The following is a 24,746-nucleotide window of genomic DNA, read 5'->3' on the forward strand; positions in this document are numbered from 1 at the left end:
AAGTTTTGTGGAACGGCCCTCCTGGACCACGGGATTTGGGATGAAGAACGCGTCATCGCTTGAGCGCCAATTGAGGTCGAATATTACCGGCGACGTCTTTTTCGACGCCTTCAGCCGCGGACGCTATGCGACCGACGCCTCGTTCTACCAGATCGTGCCCGAGGGCGTGGCGGTCCCCCGAACCATGGACGAGGCGCTACGGGCGCTGGCAATCGCGCGCGACGCAGGTCGGACTGTGACTCCCCGTGGGGGCGGCACCTCACAATGCGGCCAAACCGTTAACCACGGCATTGTGATCGATTTCTCCCGGCATCTGAACAGAATGCTCTCGCTCGACGTGGAGAACCGGACCTGCGTGGTCGAGCCCGGTATCGTGCTCGACGATCTGAACCGCCAGCTGAGGAAGCATGGGCTGTGGTTTCCGGTCGACGTCTCCACCTCCTCACGCGCGACCATTGGCGGGATGGCCGGCAACAATTCCTGCGGCGGGCGCTCGCTGCGCTACGGCACCATGAGGGACAATACGCTGTCGATGGATGCCGCGCTTGCCGACGGTACACTCCTGCATTTCGGCGAAGTGCCGCGGGACCTCGCGCAGGTGAATTCACCGGACAACGGGCTCGCACTGTTTCGCGACATGCTCGATCTCGGCGAGCGTGAGGCGGCTGAAATCACGGACAAATTCCCGAAGGTGCAGCGTCGGGTCGGCGGTTACAATCTCGATGCGCTGGTGCCGCGCAATGCGCCGAACAACATGGCGCATTTGTTGGTGGGCTCCGAGGGCACCCTCGCTTTCACCACGAAGGTCGAACTCAAGCTGTGGCCGACAATCCGCAACAAGGTGCTGGGCGTCTGCCATTTTGGCAGCTTCTACGAGGCGATGGATGCAGCCCAGCATCTGGTCAAGCTGCGGCCGATCGCAGTCGAACTGGTCGACCGTACCATGATCGCGCTCGGCCGCGATATCGCGATGTTCAAACCGGTCATTGCCGCCGCCGTGCGCGGTGATCCCGATGCGATCCTGGTCGTGGAATTCGCCGAGGAGGATCAGGCTGAAAATCTCACGCGGCTGAAGCAACTCGGCGAGTTGATGGGCGATCTTGGCTTCGGCTGGGACAAGCCACCGCGCAAATGGGGTGGCGTGGTCGAGATTGTCGAACCGGCGCTGCAGAGCGCCATCGCCGATTTTCGTGCCGCCGGCCTCAACGTCATGATGTCGATGAAGCAGGAAGGCAAGCCGGTCTCCTTCGTCGAGGATTGCGCGGTGCCGTTGCCGCATCTCGCTGATTACACCGACCGGCTCAACGCCGTCTTTGCCAAGCACGGCACCAGCGGCACGATGTATGCTCACGCCTCCGAGGGCTGTCTGCATGTCCGCCCTGTGCTTAACCTCAAGCTCGAAAAGGACGTGAAGGCGATGCGCGCCATCGCCGAAGAGGCGTTTGCCTTGGTACGCGAATACAAGGGCTCACATTCCGGCGAGCATGGCGACGGCCTGGTGCGGTCGGAATTTCACGAGACAATGTTCGGCTCGCGCATTGTCGCCGATTTCAAGGAGATCAAACGCAGGTTCGATTCGAACGATGTGCTTAACCCCGGCAAGATCGTCGATCCGCCGAGGATGGATGACCGTTCGTTGTTCCGCTACTCGCCGCAGTACAAGGTCAACGAGCTGAAGACCGTACTGGACTGGTCGGCCTATCCCGGTGCTGGCGGGGGTTTCCAGGGCGCCGTCGAGATGTGCAACAACAACGGCGCTTGCCGGAAGCTCGAGGGCGGCGTGATGTGCCCGTCCTATCGCACGACACGCAACGAGAAGGACGTCACGCGTGGACGCGCCAACACGTTGCGGCTGGCGATCTCCGGGCAGTTGGGACCCGACGCGCTTTCGTCGGACGAGATGATGGAGACGCTGAAACTCTGCGTCTCCTGCAAGGCCTGTCGGCATGAATGTCCGACCGGGGTCGACATGGCCAAGATGAAGATCGAGGTATTGGCTGCGCGAGCGGCAAAGCACGGACTCTCGCTGCGCGACCGCCTAGTTGGCTATTTGCCGCGCTATGCGGGCCTTGCGTCGCGCTTGGCGCCGCTTGCCAATTGGCGCAACAGCAGCCGACCGCTACGAGCGCTGTTCGAGAAGTTCGCGGGCATCAGTTCGGAGCGATCGCTGCCAGCATTCCGGCGCGATGTCTTCAACCCGGAAGCGGAAGTCTTTGGTCCCGAAGAGGGCCATGAAGTGGTGCTGTTCGCCGATACTTTCAACCGCTTCTATGAGCGCGAGAATCTCGATGCCGCGCTGCGTGTGCTCGTCGAGGGCGGCTACCGCGTTCATCTTCCGAGACCCATCGATCGCGCCCGGCCGCTTTGCTGTGGGCGCACCTTTCTCTCGGCCGGCATGGTCGATCAGGCTCGCATCGAATTGGATCGGCTGGTCGCCACATACGCGCCTTTCGCAGCGCGCGGAGTGCCCATCGTCGGTCTCGAACCGAGCTGCCTCCTGACGCTGCGCGACGAGCTGCTCTCGTTACGTTCCGACGAGGTTGCGAGAGGCGTCAGTGCCCACGCCCTGCTCTTCGAGGAGTTCCTGGTACGCGAAGCGGAGGCTGGCCGCTTGCGGCTGCCGCTTGGCGCCATTGCCAGCAAGGCCCTGGTTCACGGCCATTGCCACCAGAAGTCATTCGGCGCGTTCAAGCCTGTCGAAAAAGTGCTGCGCCTCGTCCCGGACCTGAATGTCGAAATCATCGAATCGAGCTGTTGCGGCATGGCCGGCGCATTCGGCTACGGCGCAGACACCTACCAGGCCTCCATCGATATGGCCGAACTCTCTCTTCTTCCCGCAGTACGCCGCGCCGACGATGCGACGCTGATCGTTGCAGACGGCACCTCGTGCCGACACCAGATCAAGGATGGCGCTGCACGTTCCCCGCTCCATGTCGCGCGCGTGCTGGCCATGAGCCTGGATCGCGCGAAATCCAAAAGTCTTTCCTCTCCCGAAAAAGGAACCACTCCATGACTGAGCTCACCCTTGATGTTGCTCGAAAGATCCTTGACGCCGCGCTTGCCAAGGCGGTCGAGAAGAAGCTCAAGCCACTTGTCATAACCATTCTCGATGCGCGCGGCGCGGTCAAACTGACCGCCGCTCAGGACGGAACCAGCCTGATGCGCGCCGAGATCGCGCACGGCAAAGCCTATGGCGCGCTGGCGCTCGGCATGGGATCACGAGCATTGTTTCAGCGCGCGCAGGAGCAGGCCTATTTCATCGGCGCAGTGAATGCGCTGGCGCAGGGCCGCCTGGTCCCGGTGCCCGGCGGCGTACTCATTCTGGATGGCACCACGCTGCTCGGTGCCGTTGGCGTCAGCGGCGACACCTCGGATAATGACGAGATCTGCGCGATCGCCGGCATCGAAGCAGGCGGACTCAAGGCGAATCCGGGATAGCAGCAACAGGCGCGACGAGGCAGATCTCCTTATCCTGGATTGGGCTATCGCCCGAGCCAGGATGGTTTGCGCTTCTCGCCGAACGCCTTGAGGCCTTCCTTGGCATCCTCGGTCATCGCCAATAGCGCGATCTGGCTTTCGGTATAGGCGATGCTCTCGTCGAATGACATCGAGGCGATCGCGCGCATGGCATATTTGCCGCGCCGGATCGCAGTTGGCGACTTGTCGACAATGCGGCTGATCAACCACTCGACCTTCGCATCAAGCTCGGCGGCCGGTACCACATAGTTCAACAGCCCAGCGGCCTGTGCGGCCCTGGCGTCAAAGGGCTCGCCGGTCAGCGCCCATTCGTTGACAAGGCGTGGGGGCGCCATCGACTGCAGGAGGCTCATCACCTGCATCGGGAAGACGCCGACCTTCACCTCGGGGAGGCCGAACATGACGTGATCGGCGGCCACGGCCATGTCGGTCATGCACAACAGGCCCATGCCGCCGGCCATGCACACGCCGCCTACGCGCGCGATCGCGGGTTTGGTCGAATTTTGCGAGAGCCGTAACAGATCGGCATAGTCGACGTTCGGCTTGGCATAGTCCATCGCGAAAGCGGCGCCGCTGTTCTGCAGGTCGGCCCCAGCGCAAAAGGCCTTGTCGCCCGCTCCCGTCAGCACGATGACGCGGACGTCGTTGTCATCGTGAGCATCGCGGTAGCCTCTCGCGATACCCGCGATCACGTCACCATTGAGCGCGTTGCGCTTGTCCGGCCGGTTGATCGTGATCCAGAACGCCTGGCCCCGCTTCTCCAGGATTACGCTGCTGCTCTCGGTCATCTTGCCCGCCTGTTCTTGCCGTTTCCGGCAACCATTTGCGGCAGGACGGCAGCCGACTGCAAGAGCGATTTAGGCCGAGACCTAAGCCTTCCTGATCCAGACCTTGTTGTCGTGGAACGCGGCACCGCCCACCGGGGCGACCGTCTCAGCACCGGTCAGCGTATTGATGCCACGGCCACCGATATGGGCCTTGTTCGGATGGATGGATTCGGCGATCAGAACGCCACGACGCAAGCCGTCGAACAGCCTTGCCGTCAGCGTCGTTTCGCCGCGCGTGTTGCCGAGTGTCACCGCATCGCCGTCGACAATAGAAAGGGCCGCCGCGTCGTCCGGATGGATCATCACCGTCGGCTTCCCCTCGCGGGCCCGGGATCCCGGCGTCTCGTTGAAGCTGGTGTTGAGATAGCTCCGCGACGGCGAGGTCGCTAACCGGAACGGATGCTCTTCGTCTGCCTCCTCAATGATGGTCCAATGATCAGGTAGGGACGGCATCTGATCCCACGGCCCCAGACCGGCGATTCCGAAGGGCGGATGCGCCCAATCGGCCTTGAAGTGGAACTTCTTGTCGTCGTGTGCAAAGCCGTCGAGGTAGTGTGAGGTACGGAAGTCCGGCTGGATATCACGCCACAGATCCGCCTCCAGCCTCTCGATATCGCCATGGCCGCTCTTCTTCAGCGTCACGTCAATCAATTCGCGTGGCGACATCTCAAAGCCGGGATGGACCGCATTCAGGCGGCGCCCGAGTTCCTGAATTACTTGATGGTTGCTGCGGCATTCGGCCGGAGGTTTGATCAGCTTGGGCCCAACTGAAATGTGCTGGTGACCGCCACCGTAATAGAGATCATCGTGCTCCATGAACATCGTCGCGGGCAGGACGATATCGGCCATGGCCGCGGTCTCGGTCATGAACTGCTCATGCACCGCCACGAACAGGTCCTCGCGGGCAAACCCTTCGCGCACCAGCCTCTGCTCCGGCGCCACCGTCATCGGATTGGTGTTCTGGATCAGCATCGCCTTGACCGGCGGTCCGCCCTTCAAGGCCTCGGAGTCGCCGGTCAGGATACGTCCAATCCTCGACTGATCGAGCCAACGTGTGGTGCGGTCGATCGCGTCATGCCCCTCGATGACGGATTCGTTGAATTTCCAGATCGCGGCATTGTTGAAGAACGCACCGCCGCCTTCATATTGCCAGGCACCGGTCACCGCCGGAATGCAGAGCGCCGCGTGCATTTGCGCCGCACCATTTCGGCTTCGCGTGAAGCCGTAGCCCAAGCGGAAGAACGAGCGTTTGGTCTGGCCGACGAGGCGGGCGAACGCCTCGATCTCCTCCACCGGCACGCCCGATATCGACGAAGCCCATTCGGGCGTCCTGCGGGCGAGATGCGCCTCCAGTTCGTCCGGGCAGTCCGTATAGCGATCCATGTAGGCCCGATCCGCGTAGCCTTCGCGAAACAGCACATGCATGACGCCGCAGGCGAAAGCAGCGTCCGTGCCAGGCCGCAGGATGATCTTCACGTCAGCCTGCTTCACCGTGTCATTGTTGTAAATGTCGATCGCGGCAATCTTGGCGCCCCGCTCTTTCCGGGCGCGCATCGCATGGGTCATGACGTTGACCTGGGTATTCACCGGATTGGTTCCCCAGATCACGACGAGGTCGGAGACGCCCATTTCACGCGGATCGACGCCGGCGATCTTGCCGGTTCCGACCGAAAATCCGACACGCGCGATGTTCGCGCAAATGGTGGAATAGAAGCGGGAGTATTTCTTGACGTGCGCCAGGCGATTGATGCCATCGCGCATCACGAGCCCCATGGTGCCGGCGTAATAATAGGGCCAGACCGACTCGGCCCCGAATTCGCGCTCGGCCGCATCGAAGCGCGCGGCGATCTCGTCTAGCGCCTCGTCCCAGGAAATCCGGACAAACTGGCCCGAGCCCTTCGGCCCGGTTCGCCGCATCGGGTAGAGCAGCCGTTCGGGATGATGGACACGCTCGGCATAACGCGCAACCTTGGCGCAGACGACACCCGCCGTATAGGTCTGCAATTTTGAGCCGCGGACTCGGCCAATCGAGCGGCCCTCGATCACCTCGATGTCGAGCGCACAGGCCGACGGGCAATCGTGCGGACAGGTTGAATGGCGAATTTCGATCTTGGCGCGCTCGTTCATGCCAAATAGGTAACATCAAATTCCGGTCCCGCCGAGGGGGATTTGTCGGCCATCTGCTTGCGAAAACTGGGCATAAGCCATGCAGCAGACCCAAGGTCAGGTTCCGCCGTTAGGCAATTCGACGAATATAGGCGAACATCCAAGCAGCGACATCAATAGTCGGGAAGCGTGCGGATTCGACTGGCTGGGTGAGCAAGTCGTGTTGGCGGGGGAGCATCCGGTACGATATCCGGGCCAACGAAATCCGGGCCGGCAGGCTCGGCTTGCGCCGTGTCCGAAATCCATTTCACGGCCGACGGATGACTAACCACCATGCCGATCACGACGATGACGACGAGCAAAGGCAAAGCAATGAGCTTGATGCTCCAGCTTTGACAGATGTTCTGGTCGTCATCCGGAGGCTGGTCGAATGAGTCGTGCATTGGATCTCTCCACATTGCGAGTGTGGGTTACCGCAACGCGCGCAGAGACCCTGTGAGCAACTTCACAGGTCCGACGAGCTCACCGCCTTGTGAGAGATGTCACGGAGCGACGTTATTCGCTGCCGTTTTCAGATCCAGAATCGACCAGTGTCTGTAGTTCTTCCGGCTTCAGCACCACGATCGCGCCATGCTCGAGCCGCACCCAGCCGCGTGTAGCCCAAACCCGAAGTTGCTTGTTTATGCTTTCACGGGTCATGCCAACCATCTCACTGATCTCTTGTTGGGTGATGGCGATGACACGCTCCTGCGGCTCCGGCTTGTGCTTTTCAGTAAGGCGAAGCAAAGCGCTGGCGAGCCGACCTGGCAGGTCCTGAAGGATAACCTGTTCGACTTGATCGCTGGTCCAGCGCAGCCGTACGCACAGGAGTTCGATGAACTTCATTGCAAGCGCCGGCTGGCTTCGGACGAAGGGAATGAATTCGCGCTTATCAATGATGAAAAGCTCGCAATTGCTGTTCGCGGTAGCGTCGGCTGTCCGCAACCCTGAATCGAGCACTGCGATCTCGCCGAAGATCTCTCCGGCCTCGATCAAGTTCAGGATCGCATTGCGGCCATCGGGCGATGAGATGCTGATTTTCACCGTGCCCGATATTACGGCAAACAGGCTTGTGCCTGGATCCCCCTTCGAGAAGATCGCAGCTCCACGTTTCAGCGTCGTGTGCTTGGCGTAACGACAGAGCTGCTCGAACGCCTCGGGTTCGAGATCGACAAAGTACGGATGCTTGCGGAGGACCGACAATTTGCTGGTCGAAAATCCGCGTGTCTCGCCCGTTTTATCCTGGGGCACGCTCGTTACAACTCCGGAAGCAAAGCTGCTTGGGATGTAGTTCTTCCGTAATCAACCAAAAGCGTCTTTTCAACTGGAAAGCGGCTTTCCACGCCGATGTGAGTGTAACGCTCCGATCCCGATGTGGGAAGCCAACCGTCCGGAGACCATTTCCTGTCTCGCGTAAGTAGCTCTTGCCTGCATATGCCACTTGGGCGACACTTGCGACAGGTTCGACAACTCTACGACAAACTTAAGTAATTTCGGCTGCTCCCTCCAAAGCGACCGCGCCGATTTGGTCAGGTGCTTACCTCCACCCCAGGCCTCGTTACCCGAAGCTATCCTGGCCTATTTGTCACCTTCGTCCGCGACAAAGCGACCGAACGTCCCGCGCGCAAATAGCAAGGGCTCCTGCCGGTTGTAGGAATAGGCCTCAACCGCACCCAAGAATATGACGTGATCGCCGCCATAGTAGCGATTGACGGCACGACATTGAAAGTTGGCGACGCTGTCGGTGATGACGGGCGCATGTCCTAGTCCAGGCGCCCAGTTCACCCCGGCGAATTTATCGTTTGAGGATTTTGCAAATTGCGACGCCAATGCCTGCTGGGACGCGCCGAGCACGTTGACCGTGAAGTGGCTCGCATTCTGGAAGATGGGCAGGCCCTGCGAGAACAGGCCAAGGCTCCACAGCACTAGCGGCGGATTCAGCGATACTGACGCAAAGGAGTTGCAGGTGACGCCATACGGCCTGCCGTCCGCAGTCATCGCCGTGACGATCGTGACGCCGGTTGCGAATGTGCCCAGCGCATTCCGAAAATCCCGTGGGTCGATCGGCGAGTTGCCGCTGGCAAATTCATTGGCCGGGTCGGCCGGATGCTTGGGTACGTCAGACATCCGGTGAACCTCAGAGCGTCAGATTTTCGGACGGCAAGCCCAGCGCCACACGTCCATAGTTGGTCCCTGCCGCATCGAAACTGAAGGCAAGGTGTGAATTGACCGCATGAGCGTCGCGGAATTGCCGCTGCAACGTACCTGACGTGAAAAGGCTGCGCGCCCCGCTTGCGGCAAACAACAGCGATACCGCCTCGCTGCAGAGATTCACTGAGAAAGCGCCATCGCGCCGCAGCCTGGTCTTGGCGGCGATATCGGGGATATGGCCAGTCCGCGCGTCCGCCATCGCGCCAATACCGTTCGATCGCATGATCAGACGCGCCGCGTCGATCTTGGCGGAGGCTTCCGCGATCTTGATCTGTGTGCTCTGCATATCGCCAAGCTTGGTGCGATTGGAGGTCGAAACGCGATGGCGGGCGATCTCGACATAGTCGTCGAGACAGGCCTGCGCATTGCCGAGGGCAACGCCGGACAGGACATATGGAAACAGCGCGAATACCGGCAGGGCATAGAGCGGGTTCGGATTGACCGAACTGCCAGGCGTCGGCCCGCCCGTGAGATCGCTCACTGCGATCGACATCGCACTTGCGACGAAGGCTTCCTCAACCTCGACCTCGTTTGATCCCGTGCCGCGCAGGCCGGTCGCGTTCCAGATATCCTTGATTCTGTAGTCTCGCCGGCTGAGCAGGAAGATCCGGTATTCGACACCATCGGCCTCGTCATCGGAGGAGACAACGCTGCCAAGCATATTCCAGTCGCAGGATTCGACACCCGACGAGAATGGCCAGCTTCCGGTCAGTACGTGGCCTCCGTCGACCTTCCGCGCCCGGCCGGCAGGGAATATGAAGGAGGAGGCGATCAGAGTATTCGGTTCCTTGCTCCAGACCACATCCTGCGCCTGTGGATCGAACATCCCAAGCATCCAGTGATGGCTCGCAAGGTTGGCGAAATTCCACGCGACGGAAGCATCGCCCTGCCCCAGCGCATCGGCACAATCGATCAGTGCGACATAGTCGAGCTCCGCGCCGCCGACGCGCTTCGGCTGCAGGAGCCGATACAGGCCGGCACTATGCAGGTCGTACTCGGTTTCCGCCGGCAGGCGCCGCAATTCCTCGGTCCTTGCCGCTCGCTCGCGAAGCGCCGGGATGAGGGCCTTGGCACGGGCAACCATGGCCACATAGTCTTCTGCTTGCTGCTCGGTAGGCGAGCTTCCATCGGGCCCGCGGCCGTCTGTTGCCATTGGCGTTTTCCCGCTCGGCCTTTCTGATCCCAAAGTGGCCAAGACCGCCAGCAGTTTATCGCTTGACCACCACGGATCAAGACACCTCGCAGCATCCCGACGTGAACGAACTGACGCCTGGAATCAAAATAAGCCCGGCAGCCAAAAAGGCCGCCGGGCTTATACGGAACCTCTCGCTGACCTTGGGCCGTGCAGCCTCTCGGGCTCCCATTCCGCCGGATCGCGTCCAGCATCACCCCACGGTTTTCCGCCAGTACAGGGTGTGCGACCACGCCCAGGGGGCCTCCGGCTGATACAGCCGATACCCCGCACGGATGAAGTTATTGGCGGAGGCGATATTGTCCGTTGTATCGGAAACGATCGAATGCCATCCATTGCGGCGAGCGCGAGTCTCCAGGGCTCGCATGAGGCGCAGTTGAAGGCGCCGGCCAGAATGCTGTCTCAATACGCCAACCCGGCAAAAGTAGCCGGCATTGTCGACATGCGTCGAAGGAACAGGTCCGGCAAACGCCACCGGATCTGCTCCGTCAAAGGCGAGCCACCAGTGTCCACTATCGAACTGAGGAACGCGCGCCTGGTCGAAGAACGTCAGCCGATGCAGTTCGGCAAGCGTGTCCGCTACGTCTTCATCCTGGCCGTCGACCTCGCGAATTCGATACATGGGCGAGTTCCCTCCAATCCCTTGTCTCCGGCTTGCACAGCCTGCTCGGTGCTCTCTGAGGTTGGATCGCGGGTTGGCCTTCACTTGGCGAGGGTCGCCTTGACGCCCAGCCAAATCGCCCCGAGCAACCCGGTGGCGATGACAGTGATCACCGCCTTGAAGGTGTAGCTCTGAGCCTGCTCCACGCTTCTGCGCCAGCGCCGAAGGTGCTGGAAATCGGCGCGCAGCTCCCGGCGATCCTCCTCCTCGATCCCGAAGGAAGTCAGGATCGTCGCAACCGTCTTCAGGACAACGGCGTCGATATCCTCGTGATGGATTCGCTGCTGTTCGGCCAGCGTCTCGATGACGATGGCCCGGATGTCCGCTTCATGCATCTCGGTCATCGCTTGATGATGCGGGCTACGTTCTCGAACCCGCGCTTGGCGAAATAAAATGAGACCACGAGATTCGAAGTGACGGCAGCAAATCCTGCCAGCGGATCGGTCGTGCCAAGTCCAAGAACTTTGTCCCAGACCAGCAATTTTCCGAAATAGATCGCCACGCAGTAAGCGATCAGTTTATCGGGCTCGTACCAATGCCCGATCTCGGCGGTTCTGTATTGCAGGATCGCGTTCGTCTCGGAGACCTGTGCGGCAATCTCGGTCGCAGCCAGATCGGCCGCGATCTTGTTGTCGGCATTGCCCGCCTTGAGCTTGGCATTGTACGCGTCGATCAACCCCTTGATGACCGGCCCGCCGAGGAATGAGAGAATTGCCATCCACATTCAGGTGGCCCTTCGAAGCGAGCGCAGCCGCGCGATGATGGTGATGACGGAGATGCCCAGCAGGATCCGCCCGACCGTTCTCGCATCGCCAATCGCGGCAGAGAGCTGGTCCTTGACGTTCTGATCGCCCAGGAGATCGGACAGTATGTCGATGAGCTCCATCGCGGCGCCTGCAACTGCCAGGCAATAGCCCCATGCGACGGTCAGCGAGTTCAGGCAGCAAGCCTTGATCCGCGCCCACATATCAGAGCGCCCTGATCTTGGCCTCGAGCGCTGGCGCTCTTGACCACAAGGCAGCCGCCTCCGCCGTTACGCCATTGATCCATACCTTGACGGTCGGCCAGGAATGGATTGAAGCGACGTAACCGACAGCGAAAACGGAGGCATCAACGAGTATCCACATCGTCATTTCCTTTTGAACATGGTCGAGAAGATGTTGGCAACGAATGCGCCAATCGAGCCTTTTGCCGGATGCGCGACGGACGGAGCCTGTGTGGCCGGCGTCGAAGAGGTTATTGAAGCCACATTCGCGACCGTGGTCGAGTTCGCTGGCTTGATTGTCAGGCCAGTGAAGGTGATGGTCGGGTCCAACGCCATCATTTCCATCAGCAGACCAGCGCAGCCCGGCTGGCTGTCGACCACGTTGGGATCATAGACACCGTCACGAACGTATTTGCCCGATTTGTACTGATCGGTGCCTGACCAGATGTAGGGAGAAGGACGGCCACGATTGGCGTAGCCGAGCCCGTTGTACTGCTCGAGCAAGGTCATGGTCCCGCCAGGCGACCAGTCCTTCCACCGCGACGCATAGGGCGGGCAATCGATCAACGCATCCAACGCGGCGCGATAGAATGCATCCTGCAACGGCGGATCGTCGGCATGGTTGTAGAACGGCCCTCTTCCCTTCGGGACGTGTATCGAGACCTGATGCAGCGGGTCGCCTTGCGCCAACTGCCGATCCCACCGCTGCGACGATTCTCGTTGGTGGATAACCGCAATCACGAACCACGGAACGCCGGTCGCCTTCGAAATCTCTTCGTACCGCTCCTTGGCGTTCGGTGACGCCAATCGCGCCGCAACAGGTACAAACTCGGGTCCGCGGGTCAGCTTGGCCTTATTCCAGCGCTGAGTATTCGCCCGGGTTAGGGCGTTGAGGTCAGCCATTTCGGTTATTGCCCGTTGTGCTTGAGAGTGGTAAAGATGCCTTTATGGGCGTCAGATTTTTTGCTTTGTTGCTGCTCTGCGGGGCGGCTTATGTAGCGATCAATACCGGTCTTCGGGAAATAGCGCCCGGATGGACGGGGCCGCTCGCCTTTTTCAGATAATACGCAACAACTTGTTGGCGATAATTGTCGGCTGAACGGTGCGATGAGCCGCGCCGCCTGTGTTGTTTGATGTTACGCTGATGGAGTTCGTGCCAGAGGCCGATAGTCCGATGGTGCTGCCATCGCTGAAGCGCGCCGAAATTGGAGCGCCGCTCGTAAAGCCCTGGATAAGGGCCGATGTATTATTGAATGTCCCGGCGGTGCCCACCGTGATGTTGTTACTTCCTGCAGACGTAATCGTTGGAATCTGGCTGGCAGAGAGTATGAGTGATTCGCCACCGCCAACGGCCCCTAATGTAGCGCCTGCGCCAAAGTGGGAGTTGGTCAGTCTACCGGCGGGACTCCCGCCCATATCATCCTTGCCGGCAACGACACGTCCGCGAATATCCGGGATATTGAACGTCGTGCTGCCGTCTCCCGCGCCATGGGTCGTGCCAAGCAGGCTGAACAGTGTTGCATAGGTTGTTCTGCTGATCGCCTGTCCGTACATCAGCACGAAGGAGCTGTTTGGCGCCGTGGTGCCCCAAAAATCGATGCTGGCACCAATTGGAATGGCGTAGGGATTGCTAAAGAATCCATGCAGATAAAATACCTGGTCGCTGTTGTTGTAGAGAGCGACATACGGCGTACCCTGCACGAGGACGCCGGCAGGCAACTCAACGCCAGGGGCCGATCGAAGCGGCTTGGCGCCTAGGCTGTCCACATTGAGTGTAACGGTCGCACCATTCGTCGCGTGCGGGGTGAAGGCGATCATCTGGCCGTTGAGGTGGGACAGGCTGTCGAAAACCTGGTAGCTCGCGACGGTGTAGGCGGTTGACGTGCCGCCGGTCGCAATTGCGCCGGAGATGTCGTCGCGGAATTTCGCAGTGGCAGCCATCATCGCGCGGGCGGAATCGTTGATGCTCGAGGGCGCCTGGCCTTCCTGCCAGTTGATCGAGGAATCAGCCGTCGCGTCCGCGGCCGCGTTTTGCGACCACCGATAAAGTGTCATTTGGTTTGTCCTTGAAAAAGGCGACTGTCGTGGTCGCCGTCATGCGAGTAACTCAGCCGGCGCCTTGGAGGCATCGGCCAATTCCAACGTTATCTCGAAGCCGGGCGGCTGAAGCGCTGTGCGCCGCGTCGCTTCAGTCTTCCCGGTTCAACTGGAGATATTGCGTGCAGGGACATGCCGGCGCGCGCGCCGTGAGGAGATTTCTGATGACGCCAAGCGGCACGCCGGGAGTATCCTTGGCGACCGCGCGCGCCCTCTCGTCGATGATCGCCTCGATGTCGCTGCGCAATTCGCTGATGCGCTGTTCAAGCGCTGGTTTTCGTGTCGCTTTCATCCAACTTGCTTCCCTCTTCGGTCTTGTTTTGCGATTGCTGGCTCGCCGCAAGCCTTTGCCTAATGGCGGCGGCCTCATTCTGGGCACGCCGCAGCGCTTTCTCGCGTCGCGCTTCATGAGTGGCGATGTAGACTTGCAGGTCGTATGGCAGCGAGCGGAAACGCTGCTTCCAGCTCGCCCACAATTCGGAGCCTTCGGCACGAATGGTCGGGCGCAACAGCGCGAGGCTGCGTGCGGTCAGCGACTGCGCTTCATCAACCCAGGCGATGCGAAAGCCTTCCAGCGACTTGATCGAGTCCGCCGTATGATCCTGCATGCCACGGAAGATGATGATACCATCGCCTGGCGTCTCAATCTTGTCGGCAAACAGCTTGAAGCCGCTGCCGATGCCGAGCGAGGCAATCTTGCTTTCGATCAGGCGCTTTGAGGATTGCGCCAGCGTCCGCTGCGCCTCGCGGATACAGACCGCGAGCGTGCCACGCTCAGCCTGGCAGGTCTCGACCAGAAGCTCTCCAAAGAAATGCGATTTTCCCGAGCCCCTGCCCCCGAATGCTCCCTTGTATCGGCCGGGTTGCAGCAGCGGTTCAAATGCTTTCGCGGTCGGAATTTTGAGGATGGACAATGACGCGCTCTATTCGGTGGACGAGTTCTAGCTGGCCGTCGCCGCCGTTCTCGATCGCCTGCGGGGCCTTGCCCCAGCCGCGGTCGAGAATGGCGTTGGCGGCGGATACGCGCGCGGCCGGTGTTGCATCTTTGCTGCGCATGATGCCCACCAGGACGTTCAACGCCGTCCTGGTATGACTCCGCGCGAGCGAGCGGATCTCGGGAAAGGTTTTTGCCACTTAAGTCTCATGCAGATCGGGGATTTCATCCGGCGGCGCGCCTGTCTTGTCGATGACGACATCGGCCGGCCGCGCCGAAAGGAAAGCGATGGTCGGAAAGTCGGTTTGTTCGCAGTCGCGGTTCGGCGCCCGAATGAATCGGATGATCTCTGCACTCATTCGAGCGTCCCGCATAACGTGATGGCGATCAAGTCTGCGAGCGCCGGCGAGATAGGCGGTCATGTCAGCCTCGTTCTCAACTGCTGTCACTGCGAAGCGGAGGCGATGAAGCAACTGACGTCTTCAAATCATGTCGCTTCGCGCAATGACGTATTTGGGCTGCGGCAGATCGCCCGGAGGCGGCGATCGTTTGGGCGCGAACCTTATCCCCTCGGGTTGTCGGGGACCGCATGCGGCGGCGGCACGTTGGCGCCACGCCGCGGGCCGGCGCGTTCGCGCGCGCCGGCTGATCGACGGTGAAAGTGGTTCGGACGACGGCGCGCTTGCGACGCGCGGGGCGTCGGGCATGGAGATGTGGCGTCGTGACGCGCAGGCCGTCGTCCGATTCGAAAAATCCAAAGAAAAAGCCCGCCGCGGATTTCTCCGCGCGGGCTTCACAATGTCTGCGATGATGTCCTTATGCCCCTGATTTGCCCGACGTGTCAACGTCCATGTTGAGATGGCACAAAGCCGTCGATCCGGCTGCGCATCCTCGGTGGTCGACAACAAAATGCCCGCAGCGGCTATTTCCGCTGCGGGCATTCACGAATTCCGCGACGATGTCCTTATGCTCCTGATTTGCCCGACGCGTCAAACGCCTTCTGGATCGTAAACAAAATCTCCAAAATGCGGAGAAACAACTTCGCCAAGATGAAACCGATCCTTGCGACGATATCAATCATCGCTCCCTGGTTGGAGCGACGCGGCGAGAACGCAACGGTAAGCGCGAGCATTTCGCCGATCAGCACAAGCGAACCGGCGCCGGTCAGAGCGCCGGCATTCGATCGTATGGCAGGAGACCGTCGATGTATTTCGCTGCTGTAGTACTCACGATCCTGTCGGGGCTGCTCTATGCCGCCGGCAATCATCAGCTTGGTTCATTCAGCTCCGACGTCTGCCGTTACGGCGGAATGTTCTGCGACAGTCCGCATTATGTGTTGGTGGTCGCCATTCTCGCGGCCGCTTGGGGCAAGTTCGTCAGCATCCGCTGAAGCGTGCTGGTCCCAGGTGACCGCGGAAAACGAAATCAGCCTCGAGGCTCATTGCGGCACTCTGGGGTTGACCGGGTGCGCGGGCTTCGGTCCGGGCGGAACAGGCTCAATCGGCGGCTTCGGCTCTGTCGGCATCACAGTGGCGCCTGCCGCCCGCGCGGCTTCCCCTGTTGTGGAGTAATTGGCCGTCTCGGCCGGCTGCACCCTCGGCTTGCTCCATGGACCATGATCGACCACCAATATGCCGAGCACGCCGGCTGCCGCTACCGCCAGCGCTACCAAGAGCGGCACCCCGCCGTGCCGGTTCGAACGATTTCCAATCAAAGAACTCTTCTCCATCGAATACGCCCGGCCTAATGAACAAATCCTCCCGGGCTCCGAGGTTCCCCGCCCACTAGACCGAACGGACTGCCTCCCAAACGGAACAAATTCACCGTTGACGCGTTTGGGCAACTAGCCGCCGAAGACCGCTGTCGACGTAGCGTGCGCTGCCAGGCCACATTTCGTGAGGTTCGAGCCGTGAACTTCGAAACACCCGAATCCCCGCTGCAGCCCAGCCTTGGCGAACGCGCAATCGACACTGCAACCGATGTATCGCGCACGATCACGGAAGTTTCCGATGGGCTTCGGGCTGCGATCGACCGGCTCAGCGACGCGATCAAGACTTCGCGTCAGCCCGGCGGCACACTTTCGACGATCAGCGCAATAACCCGCGAAGCGCCGCTAACGAGCCTGCTCGTCGCATTCCTGTTCGGCGTCGCGGTGGCACGGCGCCGCTAAGTTTCCGCTCTACCGCAGCAACTATCTGCTCCGGTATCGAACCGGATTCCAATGATGGCTGTAATGTGGCACAGTGATTCGGTGGGCTGTTCGCTCACAGGTCAGTGGCGTTGCGTCTCTTGGGGGAGAGGGGATCCAATGCTGCGCACATTCCGGCCGACGCCGACCTGCACGCGATTCAAGACCAGCATCGAAATGCCGTGCATGAAATGCGGCGCCGAGATGAAGCTCACCGTCATTGAGCCGCGAGATCAGGTTTACGACGTGTTGACCTATCGCTGTACACCTTGCGATTCCGGTGAGAGCTTCCTGCAGGCCCGCTAGACGATTGCTTGCCGGCGCCAGCTTGAGTCAGCCGCTCAGCACGGCCATGCCCGCGTGGGTGAGGACAGGATTCTCATCCTGTAGCTCGATCAGACCGAGTTCGCTCAGAACACGCAGGTCCTCGTCGCTGACAGGCGACATCTTGAGGCGGCGAGCCTGGATGTCCCGCAGCGCCCAACGGAGCGCAATGGCTCTTTCGAGAGAAAAATCTGCGAACGGGTTGTCTGCCATTCGCGTCGACTACTCCGGCATTCTCGTTTCCCGCGTCTTGGATGCGGCGCGGCAATAGCTGCGATAACGCGACAGGCGCCTTCGCGTTCCTCGCCCTCTTCCGCCGATCCGAAATCGCTGCCGCTAGAGCACGATCCGGAAAAGTGGAAACCGGTTTTCCGAAAGGATCGTGCTCAAACAAAGAGACTAGATCATGCTCTAGTAGCGATACGGCTCAATGTCCAACAACGGGAACGCGCTGAACACGCCCGGCAGGTTGGTCGCCGTCGCCGGATGCAGGTAGGACTTGTCGAGTTCGGCGAAGCTGGTCACGCCGAGCAGACCGAGGCAGCGGATCACCTCGTCTTCCAGTAATTCCAGCATCCGGGCGACACCCCTCTCGCCGTCGGCAGCCAGCGCCCAGCATTGCAGGCGACCGATGCCGACAAGATCGGCGCCCAAGGCAATCGCCTTCACGATATCTGTGCCCCGGCAGAACGAGCCGTCGACCATGATCTTGGCGCGGCCCCGCACCGCCTCGACGATCTCCGGCAGGACGTGCATGGCGCCACGGCCGTGATCAAGCTGGCGGCCTCCATGGTTGGAGACATAGATCCATTCGACGCCGTGATCGAGCGCGATGATTGCGTCCTCCGCGGTGGCGATCCCCTTGATGACCAGCGGTATCTTGAACTTGTCCTTGATCAACTTCACCGTCCGCCATTCCAGCCCCTTCTGGAAGTCGCCGCCGGTGGCGCGAATACGGCTTTCCCGGACGTACCGCTTGGCAATGTCGCGCTCGCGACGGCTGTAATGGGCGGTGTCGACGGTGAGGCAGAATGCGGAATAGCCGTTGTCAACACTGCGGCTGACGACGTCCTCCACGAAGGCATCATCGCCGCGGACATAGAGCTGGAAAATGCGCAGCGCGTCGGGTGCGGCCTTCGCGGTATTCTCAAGCCCGGGCTCGGACACCGAACTCAGCATATGCGCCGCGCCGAACGCGCCGGCGCCGCGGGCGACCGCCGCTCCGGCCGCGGGATCGAAGATTTCGAGCGCGCCGACCGGCGCGAGCATGACCGGCAGTCGCAATCTGCGCCCGAACACCTCCGTTGAAGGATCGACGTGAACGACGTTGCGCAGCACGCGCGGGCGGAACGCAATCTCATCCAGCGCCATCCGGTTGCGCCGCAGCGTAGTCTCGGTCTCGGCGGCGCCGACGATGTAATCCCAGGCGTTCTGGTTCAGCCTGGCGCGGGCCTTGCGGACAAATTCGTGCAGGTTCTGGTATTCTTCGCCGCTGGCCCCGAGTTCGACATTGCGTGCCGGCCGGATGGAGGTCCCGTCATTCATGGTGGCTTCTCTCCCGTTTTGGCCGGCACCTTAGCCGCAGATAAGCGGCAAAAGCTACCGCCTTGAAGGGATAAATCCCGGACGCGAACGAAAGGCTGCTATTCGCTTGCGACGACCCATCTGCCGACAGTAGAGAACTCCAGCGCTCAACCGCCCGAAAAGCGGTTTCTGTATTCGGTCGGCGATACGCGCCGAGATGCCGCAGGAAGGCGCGGCGCATCCGCTCGTCGTCACCGAAGCCGGCGCGTTTTGCGACCTCCACGACGCCGCGTATCTGCCGGCTCTCCAGCAGCAGCCGCGCAGTCTCGACGCGGAGGGCCTCGACGCCGCTTGCCGGCGTCATGCCGGTACGGCTGGCATAGGTGCGGGCGAAGGTGCGCGGCGTCATGCCGGCTCTCGCCGCCAACGTCTCCACCCGGAGATCGCTGGCGATGTTCTCGATGATCCAGGCGTGGAGCGCGCTGAAACGGCCTTCGACGTCGGAAGCCTGCGCCGCAAGCACGGTCGAGAACTGGCTCTGACCACCCGGCCGTTTCAGGAACACCACCAGTCGCCGGGCGACGTCGAGCGCAATCGTATGGCCGAAATCCTCTTCGATCATGGCGAGCGCCAGGTCGATGCCGGCGCTGACGCCGGCCGACGACCACACGTGCCCGTCCTTGACGAAGATCGCATTGGGCTCGACGCGAACATTTGGAAAGCTGTCCTGCAGCCGTGGGCAATAGCGCCAGTGCGTCGCAGCACGCTTGCCGTCCAGCACGCCGGCCCAGGCGAGCGCGAAAGCCCCGAGACAGACCGACGCGATCCGGCGCGCCTGCGGCAGCGCCTGCGAAATCCATTTCATCAAGCGAGCGTCGTTGCGGATCTCCCAAATGCCGGGACCACCCGGGATCACCAGCGTGTCGATCTGGTGCGGCCGCACGCTGCTGATCGGAGCCGTGTCGATCATCATGCCTACATCGGTCGAAACCAGGCCGCCCGAACTGGACAGATAGGAAAGCGAATATCCCGGGCCCGGCAATTCGATCGCCTCCAATTCGGCGAACACCTGCGCCGGACCGGAGATGTCGAGCAGCGTCACGCCGGGAAAAGCGACAATCGCAATGCGCCGCGTCGCAGCTTGCGGACGCGGAGGGGGCCGTCGGGATTTGGCAGATTTCGAGGGCATATTGTCCTTTAAGCCATTCGAGGCTCACCTGTATAGCTCTCTATCGACAGTGGAGTTCTGCCATGGTGCGAAAGCTCGGCAGCCAATACCAGGCGATCAACTCGCCCTGGACCGGTTATGCAGTCTACAGTTTTCCGGATGCGTCCAGCATCGCCGCTTCCGACCGCCAGCCGCTGATGGACGCCATGAATGGCATCATCGCTGTAAACTGGAAGGCGACCGAGCCGCACTGGACGGCAACCTCCTCCCCCTTCGACGGCAAGTACAGCCTCATCTTTGTGTTTGACAGCTTGGGACTAGCGGCATTTTCCGTTTATCGCGTGCTGCAGATGTCATGCGGGCCCGCGGTCTACCGCAGCGGCACCGAGGTGCTTCCCGCCCATCAAGGGCGTGGTCTCTACGGCTTCTTCACCCAGGAAGTGCTGAAGCGCGCAGGCTCCGCCGCAAAGGGCATCGGCGGCCTGTTCTACGGATGGCGGACACGCAATCCAATCGTCTGGGCGGCCAATGCCAAGATCTGCGAGAAAGTGACACCTTCGCTGCTCGACAACATCAAGGATTCCGCACTGCAGGCAGCCTGCGTCGAAATGTGCGCAACGCTCTATCCCGGCAAACCGCTCGAGGTGCCGGAAATGATCATGCGTGGCGCCTACGGCCACATTAAGCACCATCGGCAGGCTTACCGTGGCACCGCATCACTGGTCGATGCGGCGATGTCCCGCATGATTCCAGATTCAGCGGACGCGTTGTTCTCGGTTGGATATGCGAGGGTGTAATGTCGATGCTGGGTCAGCAGACCGCATATGCCCCGACGGCCTCGCGGCTCGGTGACCGAGCCTATTTGGCCTGGGCGACGGTAGCTGTCGCTTACGCCATTGCCTTCCTGCAGCGCGTTTCGCCGCAATCGGTCAATCTGAGCCTGATGCATGACTTCGGCACCGACGCTGCCGGCGTCGCGATGCTCGCCTCCGGCTACTTCTGGGGCTACACGCTGATGCAGATTCCGGCCGGCCTTCTGGTCGACCGTTACGGCGTCAAGCGCGTGGTGCTCGCCAGCATGGTCGCTTCCTCGCTGGGCAGTGCCGCCTTCGCGCTGGCGCCGAACCTGCTTGATGTCTTCGCCGCGCGCCTGATCGTCGCCTGCGGCGATGCCCTGGTGTTCACCGCGCTGCTGAAATTGGTCGCGCAGAACTTCTCGGACGAGCGGTTCGGCATCATGTCGGGCATCTCACAGGTGTCGGGCTATGTCGGCGGCGTGATCGCGACGACGCCGCTTGCGGCCGCCGTGACGGGCTTCGGATGGCGCGCCTGCTTTCTGTTCATCGCCGCTATCGGCCTCGCCAATCTCGTTGCCGCCAAGTTCGCGCTGAAGCCAAATCCGGTGTCGTCCAGCAACAAGACGCTGAAGAGCGTCATCGGCGCCGCGCGGCAATCATTGTCGCATGTCGCCAATTGGGGATGCGCCATGACGTTTGCGTCCCACTTCGCGGTGGTGACGACATTGTCGGGGGTGTGGGGCATTCCGATGGTGGCGCATTTCTTCAACATCTCGCCGACCGCCGCCGGAACGCCGCTACTTGCCTTCATGATCGGCAACGCCGTCGGCTCCATCTTTCTCGGTCACGCGGCTGACCGCACGGCGGCACTCGACGCCGCGCTGATCCGGATTTGCATACTGCGTATGGTCCTCGTCGCGATGCTGCTGCCCCCGATCGCGAAGGCATTCGGCCTTGTCTACGTCACCGTGGTGTTCACCACGCTCGGCCTGGTCGCCGGCGGGACGGTCCCCCTCGTGCTCAAATGCACCAAGCGGCTCTATACCGCCGATCTCATTGGTGTCGGCGCATCCGTGAACACGACAGCAGCCGGGATCTTTGCCGGCATCGCGCAACCGATCATCGGGTTTGCCATGCTTGTCGCGAGCCAGTTCGCCGGAACCGATACCGCGCACGGTGCAGCCGCGATTGGTGACGCCGGCTACGGCACCTTGATCGCAATTCTGCTGCTCATGTCGCTGCCCGGGATTGCCGGACCGCTGTTGATGAGAAGCAAACTGATAGTTCAGTAGTGGCGTTAACCGTATAGGGGCAGTTATGGAGCGTTTGTTCTTGAGACGAGAAGAAGTCGCGTCGAAATTTGCGGTGAGCACCTGGCAAAGCGTGATGTTCGCCGAGTTCGAGGCCCAGATGAGCAGCGATGCGAGACCGTTCCCTTGCGTGTTCGGCGTAGCCGGTTATCGCCAGGACCAACTCCGCTACCTGTTCCTCGATCCATATGACGTCGAAGTGCTCGGAGAACAGTTAGCGCATTACGTTTCGCAGGCTCGTTCGTTCGGCCCCAATACTTCATTGATCATGTTCACGAGGCCGCGTCCGGTACAAACGATCGATGCCTATTATCGCAAGATGTGGTCGACGCTCGACCAGCTTGCGCGGCTGGACAAGTCTCCCTGGCCAGCCAACATCCCCGAACAGTTGGACGACCCGATGTGGGAATTCTCCTTCGCCGGCGAACCGATCTTCGTGGTGTGCACCACGCCTGCGCACGTGATGCGCCAGAGCCGACGCTCCAGCGCGTTCATGCTTACCTTCCAGCCGCGATGGGTGTTCGAAAAGATCCTCGGAACGGAAAAGGCGGCCAATGCGGCATTTGCCGAAGTGCGCAAGCGGCTCGTTCCCTACGACAGCACAAGTCCCTCGCCGCTGCTCGGACGCTACGGCGCGACCGATGGGCGCGAGTACCAGCAATATTTCCTGCAGGACGACAACCATTCCGTAGCGGGCTGTCCCTTCGCGAAGCTCGCGCAGAACAAGTCGGCTCACACCACCAACACGGAGCAAGCGGCATGACCAAGATCGTTACAGGTCAGAGGACCGAATTCGCGATCGATCCGGCAATCCTCAACCTGCTTCCGGCGCAGGGCTCGATCGAATTGCAGCATGACGCTGCGGGCAAGGTCCACAGCTTCCACACCCATCCGGTCGACGAGATCCTGATGATCATCAGCGGCAGGCTGAATTTCACCTGGGATGGCGGCCAGCGCATCGTCAGCGCCGGCGATACCATCTTCCTCCCGGCCGGCACGGTCCACCAATCGGAAGCGCTGGAAGGCGGTGCGGTCTATGCCATCGCGACCCAGCCACCTGCCAATCTGGCGAGGAACTGATCGTTTCGCTCGATGGATCTCCGAGGCATCTACTGCAGATCGCAACACAACTGGGATTGTTGATCCACATACTAGGAAGGGAAAAATTTATGGCATATCCAGGCAAACGCGACGGCTTGGCGAAGAAGGTTGAAACCGCAGCGCAGGAGGCCGAACGCCTCGGTCTGACCACGGCCACCTTGATACTCCGGATGGCGCGCCTCGAGATCGATCGAGCCGAGCACAAGGAAGCGGACGAGGTTGCGAACAACAATCTCCGCAGCAAGCCGAACTGAAGAAGTAACCTGGCTGGTTCGCGAAAGCCGCGACCGGTTCAAGAACTGAGATCTTTGGCGGATCGTACCGAGGCCGATCCGCCAAACGACGGACCGCTCAGTCCGCATTCCCAGTCTTCCCGAACGCACCAGCTTCCGCGAGCGCCGCGAGCCGGCGGTCGTCATAGCCCAGCGTGTCGCGCAGCACGTCCCTGGTGTGCTGGCCAAGCAGCGGCGCCGCAACTGGATCGACGGTTGGCGTAACGCTCATTCCGATCGGCGTCTCGATATTGGGAACGAAGCCCGCGGTCGGGTGCGGAATCTTGCTGAGGCGATCACGGTCGCGCACTTCCGGCGCATTGAACCCCTGCTCGACCGTACGCAGATAGCCAACGGGAATATTGGCCTTCTTCATCTTCGCCATCCAGTTTTCGAGCCGGTCGGCGGCAAAGATGCCGGCAATGATCGCGCGCAGCTTCTCTTTGTTTGCGGTCCGGTTCTTGCGGTGCGCGAAATCGGGATGGGTGATGAGATCCGGCCGGTCGAACACTTCGGTGACGAGGCGTCGGTAGAGCCGGTCATTGGCGCAGGCCATGTAGAGCGGACCATCGGCGGCCTGGTAGAGGCCGACCGTCGGCGAGCCGTTCGGCGAATTGCCGAAGCGGCCGGGATTCTGGCCGTTGATCAGATAGGCCATGCCGTAAAATCCGGTCATGGCCACCGCCATGTCGATCAGCGCGACTTCGACATGCTGGCCGCGCCCAAGCCGGTCGCGTGCCAGCAATGCAAGCAGGATCGCATTGCAGGCCGACATGCCGGTTGCCATGTCGACGATCGGCGGCCCGGTCCTTACCGGCTCGCCATCTGGAAAACCGTTCAGCGACATGAAGCCGCTTTCGGCCTGCGTGATCGGATCGAATCCCGGCCGCAGGGCAAACTCGCCTCTGCGGCCATAGGCCGAGATCGAGCAATAGATCAGCCGCGGATTGCTCGACGCGACCGAAGCATAGTCGAGGCCGAACTTCTTCATCACGCCGCCGGAAAAATTCTCCACCACGACATCCGCCTTGGCGATGAGTTCGCGCACCACCTCCAGCGCGGCGGGATTGGTGAAATCGAGCGCAATACCCCGCTTGTTGCGGTTGAGGCTGAGATAGGCCGCGCTCTCGCCGCCGATTTCCGCATGCTCATAGGCACGCGTGTCATCGCCACCATCAGGATTTTCGATCTTGATCACCTCGGCGCCGAAGTCGGCAAGCGTCTGCGTACAGGCGGGACCGGCGACCACACGAGTGAAATCAATAACCAGCAGACCATCGAGGGCGGTCGGTTCGCCCTTTGCGCGCGGCGTGCGCTCGGGCAATTGTGGTCCAGCGGTCATGGCTCAGCGCTTCCTCTTGTTGTCAGTTAATGGGCAAACGCCCACCGTTGCCGCTAAAGGCGACGCCACGACTTTCTAACGGAAGCATCAAGGCTAGGCCAAACCCGGATTTTGCAGGGCGGGATATCAGGCTGACATGGCTACCGGCTCAGATCAGCGATATTCCGCCGCAAGAAAGAGCATCCGATCGA

At 61.1% G+C, this 24,746-nt stretch carries 31 protein-coding genes and 2 pseudogenes; 10 read left to right on the top strand and 23 right to left on the bottom strand.

Annotated features, from left to right (window positions below; all coding sequences use genetic code 11):
* Positions 1–40: 40 nt before the first annotated feature.
* Together ACVJGD_RS13680 and ACVJGD_RS13685 are read left to right on the top strand one after the other, a co-directional pair.
* Positions 41–3,013 (top strand): FAD-binding and (Fe-S)-binding domain-containing protein, encoded by a 2,973-nt coding sequence (locus ACVJGD_RS13680; RefSeq protein ID WP_456634828.1) that lies wholly within the window; start codon positions 41–43, stop codon positions 3,011–3,013.
* Entirely contained in the window at positions 3,010–3,438 is a 429-nt protein-coding gene (locus tag ACVJGD_RS13685) for a GlcG/HbpS family heme-binding protein (RefSeq protein ID WP_456634829.1), read from the top strand. Before ACVJGD_RS13680 ends, ACVJGD_RS13685 begins: the two co-directional genes overlap by 4 nt.
* Positions 3,439–3,482: 44 nt before the next feature.
* Here ACVJGD_RS13685 and ACVJGD_RS13690 read toward each other — a convergent pair whose 3' ends face one another.
* From ACVJGD_RS13690 to ACVJGD_RS13775, 18 genes and pseudogenes are all read right to left on the bottom strand, one after another.
* Entirely contained in the window at positions 3,483–4,265 is a 783-nt protein-coding gene (locus tag ACVJGD_RS13690; RefSeq protein WP_456634830.1) for an enoyl-CoA hydratase/isomerase family protein, read from the bottom strand.
* Between the two features lie 81 nt (positions 4,266–4,346).
* A complete protein-coding gene (locus ACVJGD_RS13695) occupies positions 4,347–6,431 on the bottom strand; it encodes a molybdopterin oxidoreductase family protein (protein ID WP_456634831.1) in 2,085 nt (694 codons plus the stop codon).
* A gap of 152 nt (positions 6,432–6,583) precedes the next feature.
* Positions 6,584–6,853 carry a hypothetical protein gene (locus ACVJGD_RS13700; protein ID WP_456634832.1) on the bottom strand — a complete coding sequence of 90 codons (270 nt, stop codon included), beginning with the start codon at positions 6,851–6,853 and terminating at the stop codon, positions 6,584–6,586.
* A 112-nt stretch (positions 6,854–6,965) separates the two neighbouring features.
* Positions 6,966–7,700 (bottom strand): Crp/Fnr family transcriptional regulator, encoded by a 735-nt coding sequence (locus ACVJGD_RS13705; protein ID WP_456634833.1) that lies wholly within the window; start codon positions 7,698–7,700, stop codon positions 6,966–6,968.
* Between the two features lie 327 nt (positions 7,701–8,027).
* On the bottom strand, positions 8,028–8,576 hold the full coding sequence (locus ACVJGD_RS13710; RefSeq protein ID WP_456634834.1) for a flavin reductase family protein: 549 nt from the start codon (positions 8,574–8,576) through the stop codon (positions 8,028–8,030).
* A gap of 10 nt (positions 8,577–8,586) precedes the next feature.
* Positions 8,587–9,813, bottom strand: a complete 1,227-nt coding sequence (locus ACVJGD_RS13715) for an acyl-CoA dehydrogenase family protein (RefSeq protein WP_456634835.1) — start codon at positions 9,811–9,813, stop codon at positions 8,587–8,589.
* A 232-nt stretch (positions 9,814–10,045) separates the two neighbouring features.
* Positions 10,046–10,474 carry a GNAT family N-acetyltransferase gene (locus tag ACVJGD_RS13720; RefSeq protein ID WP_456634836.1) on the bottom strand — a complete coding sequence of 143 codons (429 nt, stop codon included), beginning with the start codon at positions 10,472–10,474 and terminating at the stop codon, positions 10,046–10,048.
* An 80-nt stretch (positions 10,475–10,554) separates the two neighbouring features.
* Positions 10,555–10,848, bottom strand: coding sequence for a hypothetical protein (locus tag ACVJGD_RS13725; protein ID WP_456640251.1), 294 nt, complete (start codon positions 10,846–10,848; stop codon positions 10,555–10,557).
* 5 nt (positions 10,849–10,853) lie between these two features.
* Positions 10,854–11,237, bottom strand: a complete 384-nt coding sequence (locus tag ACVJGD_RS13730; RefSeq protein WP_456634837.1) for a hypothetical protein — start codon at positions 11,235–11,237, stop codon at positions 10,854–10,856.
* The gene (locus ACVJGD_RS13735; RefSeq protein WP_456634838.1) at positions 11,238–11,480 is read right to left on the bottom strand and encodes a hypothetical protein; all 243 of its coding nucleotides are present in this window, start codon (positions 11,478–11,480) and stop codon (positions 11,238–11,240) included.
* A 1-nt stretch (position 11,481) separates the two neighbouring features.
* The gene (locus tag ACVJGD_RS13740; RefSeq protein WP_456634839.1) at positions 11,482–11,640 is read right to left on the bottom strand and encodes a hypothetical protein; all 159 of its coding nucleotides are present in this window, start codon (positions 11,638–11,640) and stop codon (positions 11,482–11,484) included.
* A gap of 2 nt (positions 11,641–11,642) precedes the next feature.
* Entirely contained in the window at positions 11,643–12,401 is a 759-nt protein-coding gene (locus ACVJGD_RS13745) for a hypothetical protein (protein ID WP_456634840.1), read from the bottom strand.
* 153 nt (positions 12,402–12,554) lie between these two features.
* Complete coding sequence (locus ACVJGD_RS13750; protein WP_456634841.1) at positions 12,555–13,553, bottom strand: phage tail protein; 999 nt, start codon at positions 13,551–13,553, stop codon at positions 12,555–12,557.
* A 133-nt stretch (positions 13,554–13,686) separates the two neighbouring features.
* The gene (locus ACVJGD_RS13755; protein WP_456634842.1) at positions 13,687–13,887 is read right to left on the bottom strand and encodes a hypothetical protein; all 201 of its coding nucleotides are present in this window, start codon (positions 13,885–13,887) and stop codon (positions 13,687–13,689) included.
* 151 nt (positions 13,888–14,038) lie between these two features.
* A pseudogene (locus ACVJGD_RS13760) lies at positions 14,039–14,509 on the bottom strand (phage terminase large subunit); the annotation flags it as partial.
* A complete protein-coding gene (locus tag ACVJGD_RS13765; protein ID WP_456634843.1) occupies positions 14,472–14,729 on the bottom strand; it encodes a hypothetical protein in 258 nt (85 codons plus the stop codon). The gene ACVJGD_RS13765 and the pseudogene ACVJGD_RS13760, both read right to left, overlap by 38 nt.
* A complete protein-coding gene (locus tag ACVJGD_RS13770; RefSeq protein ID WP_456634844.1) occupies positions 14,730–14,888 on the bottom strand; it encodes a hypothetical protein in 159 nt (52 codons plus the stop codon).
* Between the two features lie 605 nt (positions 14,889–15,493).
* Complete coding sequence (locus tag ACVJGD_RS13775; RefSeq protein WP_456634845.1) at positions 15,494–15,661, bottom strand: hypothetical protein; 168 nt, start codon at positions 15,659–15,661, stop codon at positions 15,494–15,496.
* A 72-nt stretch (positions 15,662–15,733) separates the two neighbouring features.
* Here ACVJGD_RS13775 and ACVJGD_RS13780 point away from each other — a divergent pair, with 72 nt between their 5' ends.
* Positions 15,734–15,919 (top strand): hypothetical protein, encoded by a 186-nt coding sequence (locus ACVJGD_RS13780; RefSeq protein WP_456634846.1) that lies wholly within the window; start codon positions 15,734–15,736, stop codon positions 15,917–15,919.
* A 48-nt stretch (positions 15,920–15,967) separates the two neighbouring features.
* Here the strand turns inward: ACVJGD_RS13780 and ACVJGD_RS13785 are convergent, their stop codons facing one another.
* On the bottom strand, positions 15,968–16,243 hold the full coding sequence (locus ACVJGD_RS13785) for a hypothetical protein (protein ID WP_456634847.1): 276 nt from the start codon (positions 16,241–16,243) through the stop codon (positions 15,968–15,970).
* 195 nt (positions 16,244–16,438) lie between these two features.
* On the opposite strand from ACVJGD_RS13785, the gene ACVJGD_RS13790 reads away from it, so the two are divergent.
* Together ACVJGD_RS13790 and ACVJGD_RS13795 are read left to right on the top strand one after the other, a co-directional pair.
* Entirely contained in the window at positions 16,439–16,699 is a 261-nt protein-coding gene (locus tag ACVJGD_RS13790) for a hypothetical protein (RefSeq protein WP_225703428.1), read from the top strand.
* 138 nt (positions 16,700–16,837) lie between these two features.
* On the top strand, positions 16,838–17,023 hold the full coding sequence (locus tag ACVJGD_RS13795) for a hypothetical protein (protein WP_456634848.1): 186 nt from the start codon (positions 16,838–16,840) through the stop codon (positions 17,021–17,023).
* Positions 17,024–17,050: 27 nt separating this feature from the next.
* Here the strand turns inward: ACVJGD_RS13795 and ACVJGD_RS13800 are convergent, their stop codons facing one another.
* The 3 genes and pseudogenes from ACVJGD_RS13800 to ACVJGD_RS13810 all read right to left on the bottom strand — a co-directional run bounded on the left by ACVJGD_RS13800 (position 17,051) and on the right by ACVJGD_RS13810 (position 19,754).
* On the bottom strand, positions 17,051–17,254 hold the full coding sequence (locus ACVJGD_RS13800; protein ID WP_456634849.1) for a hypothetical protein: 204 nt from the start codon (positions 17,252–17,254) through the stop codon (positions 17,051–17,053).
* Positions 17,255–17,452: 198 nt separating this feature from the next.
* On the bottom strand, positions 17,453–18,586 hold the full coding sequence (locus tag ACVJGD_RS13805) for an alpha-hydroxy acid oxidase (RefSeq protein WP_456634850.1): 1,134 nt from the start codon (positions 18,584–18,586) through the stop codon (positions 17,453–17,455).
* A 146-nt stretch (positions 18,587–18,732) separates the two neighbouring features.
* Positions 18,733–19,754, bottom strand: a pseudogene (locus ACVJGD_RS13810) (GlxA family transcriptional regulator).
* A 62-nt stretch (positions 19,755–19,816) separates the two neighbouring features.
* Between ACVJGD_RS13810 and ACVJGD_RS13815 the strand changes: the two are divergent.
* From ACVJGD_RS13815 to ACVJGD_RS13835, 5 genes are all read left to right on the top strand, one after another.
* Positions 19,817–20,530 (top strand): hypothetical protein, encoded by a 714-nt coding sequence (locus ACVJGD_RS13815; RefSeq protein ID WP_456634851.1) that lies wholly within the window; start codon positions 19,817–19,819, stop codon positions 20,528–20,530.
* A complete protein-coding gene (locus ACVJGD_RS13820; RefSeq protein WP_456634852.1) occupies positions 20,530–21,822 on the top strand; it encodes an MFS transporter in 1,293 nt (430 codons plus the stop codon). Before ACVJGD_RS13815 ends, ACVJGD_RS13820 begins: the two co-directional genes overlap by 1 nt.
* Before the next feature lie 73 nt (positions 21,823–21,895).
* Positions 21,896–22,603: a YqcI/YcgG family protein gene (locus ACVJGD_RS13825; protein ID WP_456634853.1), complete on the top strand. Its 708-nt coding sequence runs from the start codon at positions 21,896–21,898 to the stop codon at positions 22,601–22,603.
* The gene (locus ACVJGD_RS13830; protein ID WP_456634854.1) at positions 22,600–22,920 is read left to right on the top strand and encodes a cupin domain-containing protein; all 321 of its coding nucleotides are present in this window, start codon (positions 22,600–22,602) and stop codon (positions 22,918–22,920) included. The genes ACVJGD_RS13825 and ACVJGD_RS13830 overlap by 4 nt, the downstream gene beginning before the upstream one ends.
* Positions 22,921–23,009: 89 nt before the next feature.
* Positions 23,010–23,195: a hypothetical protein gene (locus ACVJGD_RS13835; RefSeq protein ID WP_456634855.1), complete on the top strand. Its 186-nt coding sequence runs from the start codon at positions 23,010–23,012 to the stop codon at positions 23,193–23,195.
* A gap of 97 nt (positions 23,196–23,292) precedes the next feature.
* Here ACVJGD_RS13835 and ACVJGD_RS13840 read toward each other — a convergent pair whose 3' ends face one another.
* Positions 23,293–24,555, bottom strand: a complete 1,263-nt coding sequence (locus ACVJGD_RS13840; RefSeq protein ID WP_456634856.1) for a CaiB/BaiF CoA transferase family protein — start codon at positions 24,553–24,555, stop codon at positions 23,293–23,295.
* Positions 24,556–24,746 lie beyond the last annotated feature (191 nt).

The sequence above is a fragment of the Bradyrhizobium sp. USDA 10063 genome (assembly GCF_054063735.1).

Excerpts from the sequence above, each read along its gene's own strand:
- ACVJGD_RS13680 (WP_456634828.1), top strand. The coding sequence starts at position 41 with ATGAAGAACGCGTCATCGCTTGAGCGCCAATTGAGGTCGAATATTACC.
- ACVJGD_RS13685 (WP_456634829.1), top strand. The coding sequence starts at position 3,010 with ATGACTGAGCTCACCCTTGATGTTGCTCGAAAGATCCTTGACGCCGCG.
- ACVJGD_RS13690 (WP_456634830.1), bottom strand. The coding sequence starts at position 4,265 with ATGACCGAGAGCAGCAGCGTAATCCTGGAGAAGCGGGGCCAGGCGTTC.
- ACVJGD_RS13695 (WP_456634831.1), bottom strand. The coding sequence starts at position 6,431 with ATGAACGAGCGCGCCAAGATCGAAATTCGCCATTCAACCTGTCCGCAC.
- ACVJGD_RS13700 (WP_456634832.1), bottom strand. The coding sequence starts at position 6,853 with ATGCACGACTCATTCGACCAGCCTCCGGATGACGACCAGAACATCTGT.
- ACVJGD_RS13710 (WP_456634834.1), bottom strand. The coding sequence starts at position 8,576 with ATGTCTGACGTACCCAAGCATCCGGCCGACCCGGCCAATGAATTTGCC.
- ACVJGD_RS13715 (WP_456634835.1), bottom strand. The coding sequence starts at position 9,813 with ATGGCAACAGACGGCCGCGGGCCCGATGGAAGCTCGCCTACCGAGCAG.
- ACVJGD_RS13720 (WP_456634836.1), bottom strand. The coding sequence starts at position 10,474 with ATGTATCGAATTCGCGAGGTCGACGGCCAGGATGAAGACGTAGCGGAC.
- ACVJGD_RS13725 (WP_456640251.1), bottom strand. The coding sequence starts at position 10,848 with ATGCATGAAGCGGACATCCGGGCCATCGTCATCGAGACGCTGGCCGAA.
- ACVJGD_RS13730 (WP_456634837.1), bottom strand. The coding sequence starts at position 11,237 with ATGTGGATGGCAATTCTCTCATTCCTCGGCGGGCCGGTCATCAAGGGG.
- ACVJGD_RS13735 (WP_456634838.1), bottom strand. The coding sequence starts at position 11,480 with ATGTGGGCGCGGATCAAGGCTTGCTGCCTGAACTCGCTGACCGTCGCA.
- ACVJGD_RS13740 (WP_456634839.1), bottom strand. The coding sequence starts at position 11,640 with ATGTGGATACTCGTTGATGCCTCCGTTTTCGCTGTCGGTTACGTCGCT.
- ACVJGD_RS13745 (WP_456634840.1), bottom strand. The coding sequence starts at position 12,401 with ATGGCTGACCTCAACGCCCTAACCCGGGCGAATACTCAGCGCTGGAAT.
- ACVJGD_RS13750 (WP_456634841.1), bottom strand. The coding sequence starts at position 13,553 with ATGACACTTTATCGGTGGTCGCAAAACGCGGCCGCGGACGCGACGGCT.
- ACVJGD_RS13755 (WP_456634842.1), bottom strand. The coding sequence starts at position 13,887 with ATGAAAGCGACACGAAAACCAGCGCTTGAACAGCGCATCAGCGAATTG.
- ACVJGD_RS13770 (WP_456634844.1), bottom strand. The coding sequence starts at position 14,888 with ATGAGTGCAGAGATCATCCGATTCATTCGGGCGCCGAACCGCGACTGC.
- ACVJGD_RS13775 (WP_456634845.1), bottom strand. The coding sequence starts at position 15,661 with ATGCTCGCGCTTACCGTTGCGTTCTCGCCGCGTCGCTCCAACCAGGGA.
- ACVJGD_RS13780 (WP_456634846.1), top strand. The coding sequence starts at position 15,734 with ATGTATTTCGCTGCTGTAGTACTCACGATCCTGTCGGGGCTGCTCTAT.
- ACVJGD_RS13795 (WP_456634848.1), top strand. The coding sequence starts at position 16,838 with ATGCTGCGCACATTCCGGCCGACGCCGACCTGCACGCGATTCAAGACC.
- ACVJGD_RS13800 (WP_456634849.1), bottom strand. The coding sequence starts at position 17,254 with ATGGCAGACAACCCGTTCGCAGATTTTTCTCTCGAAAGAGCCATTGCG.
- ACVJGD_RS13805 (WP_456634850.1), bottom strand. The coding sequence starts at position 18,586 with ATGAATGACGGGACCTCCATCCGGCCGGCACGCAATGTCGAACTCGGG.
- ACVJGD_RS13815 (WP_456634851.1), top strand. The coding sequence starts at position 19,817 with ATGGTGCGAAAGCTCGGCAGCCAATACCAGGCGATCAACTCGCCCTGG.
- ACVJGD_RS13820 (WP_456634852.1), top strand. The coding sequence starts at position 20,530 with ATGTCGATGCTGGGTCAGCAGACCGCATATGCCCCGACGGCCTCGCGG.
- ACVJGD_RS13830 (WP_456634854.1), top strand. The coding sequence starts at position 22,600 with ATGACCAAGATCGTTACAGGTCAGAGGACCGAATTCGCGATCGATCCG.
- ACVJGD_RS13835 (WP_456634855.1), top strand. The coding sequence starts at position 23,010 with ATGGCATATCCAGGCAAACGCGACGGCTTGGCGAAGAAGGTTGAAACC.
- ACVJGD_RS13840 (WP_456634856.1), bottom strand. The coding sequence starts at position 24,555 with ATGACCGCTGGACCACAATTGCCCGAGCGCACGCCGCGCGCAAAGGGC.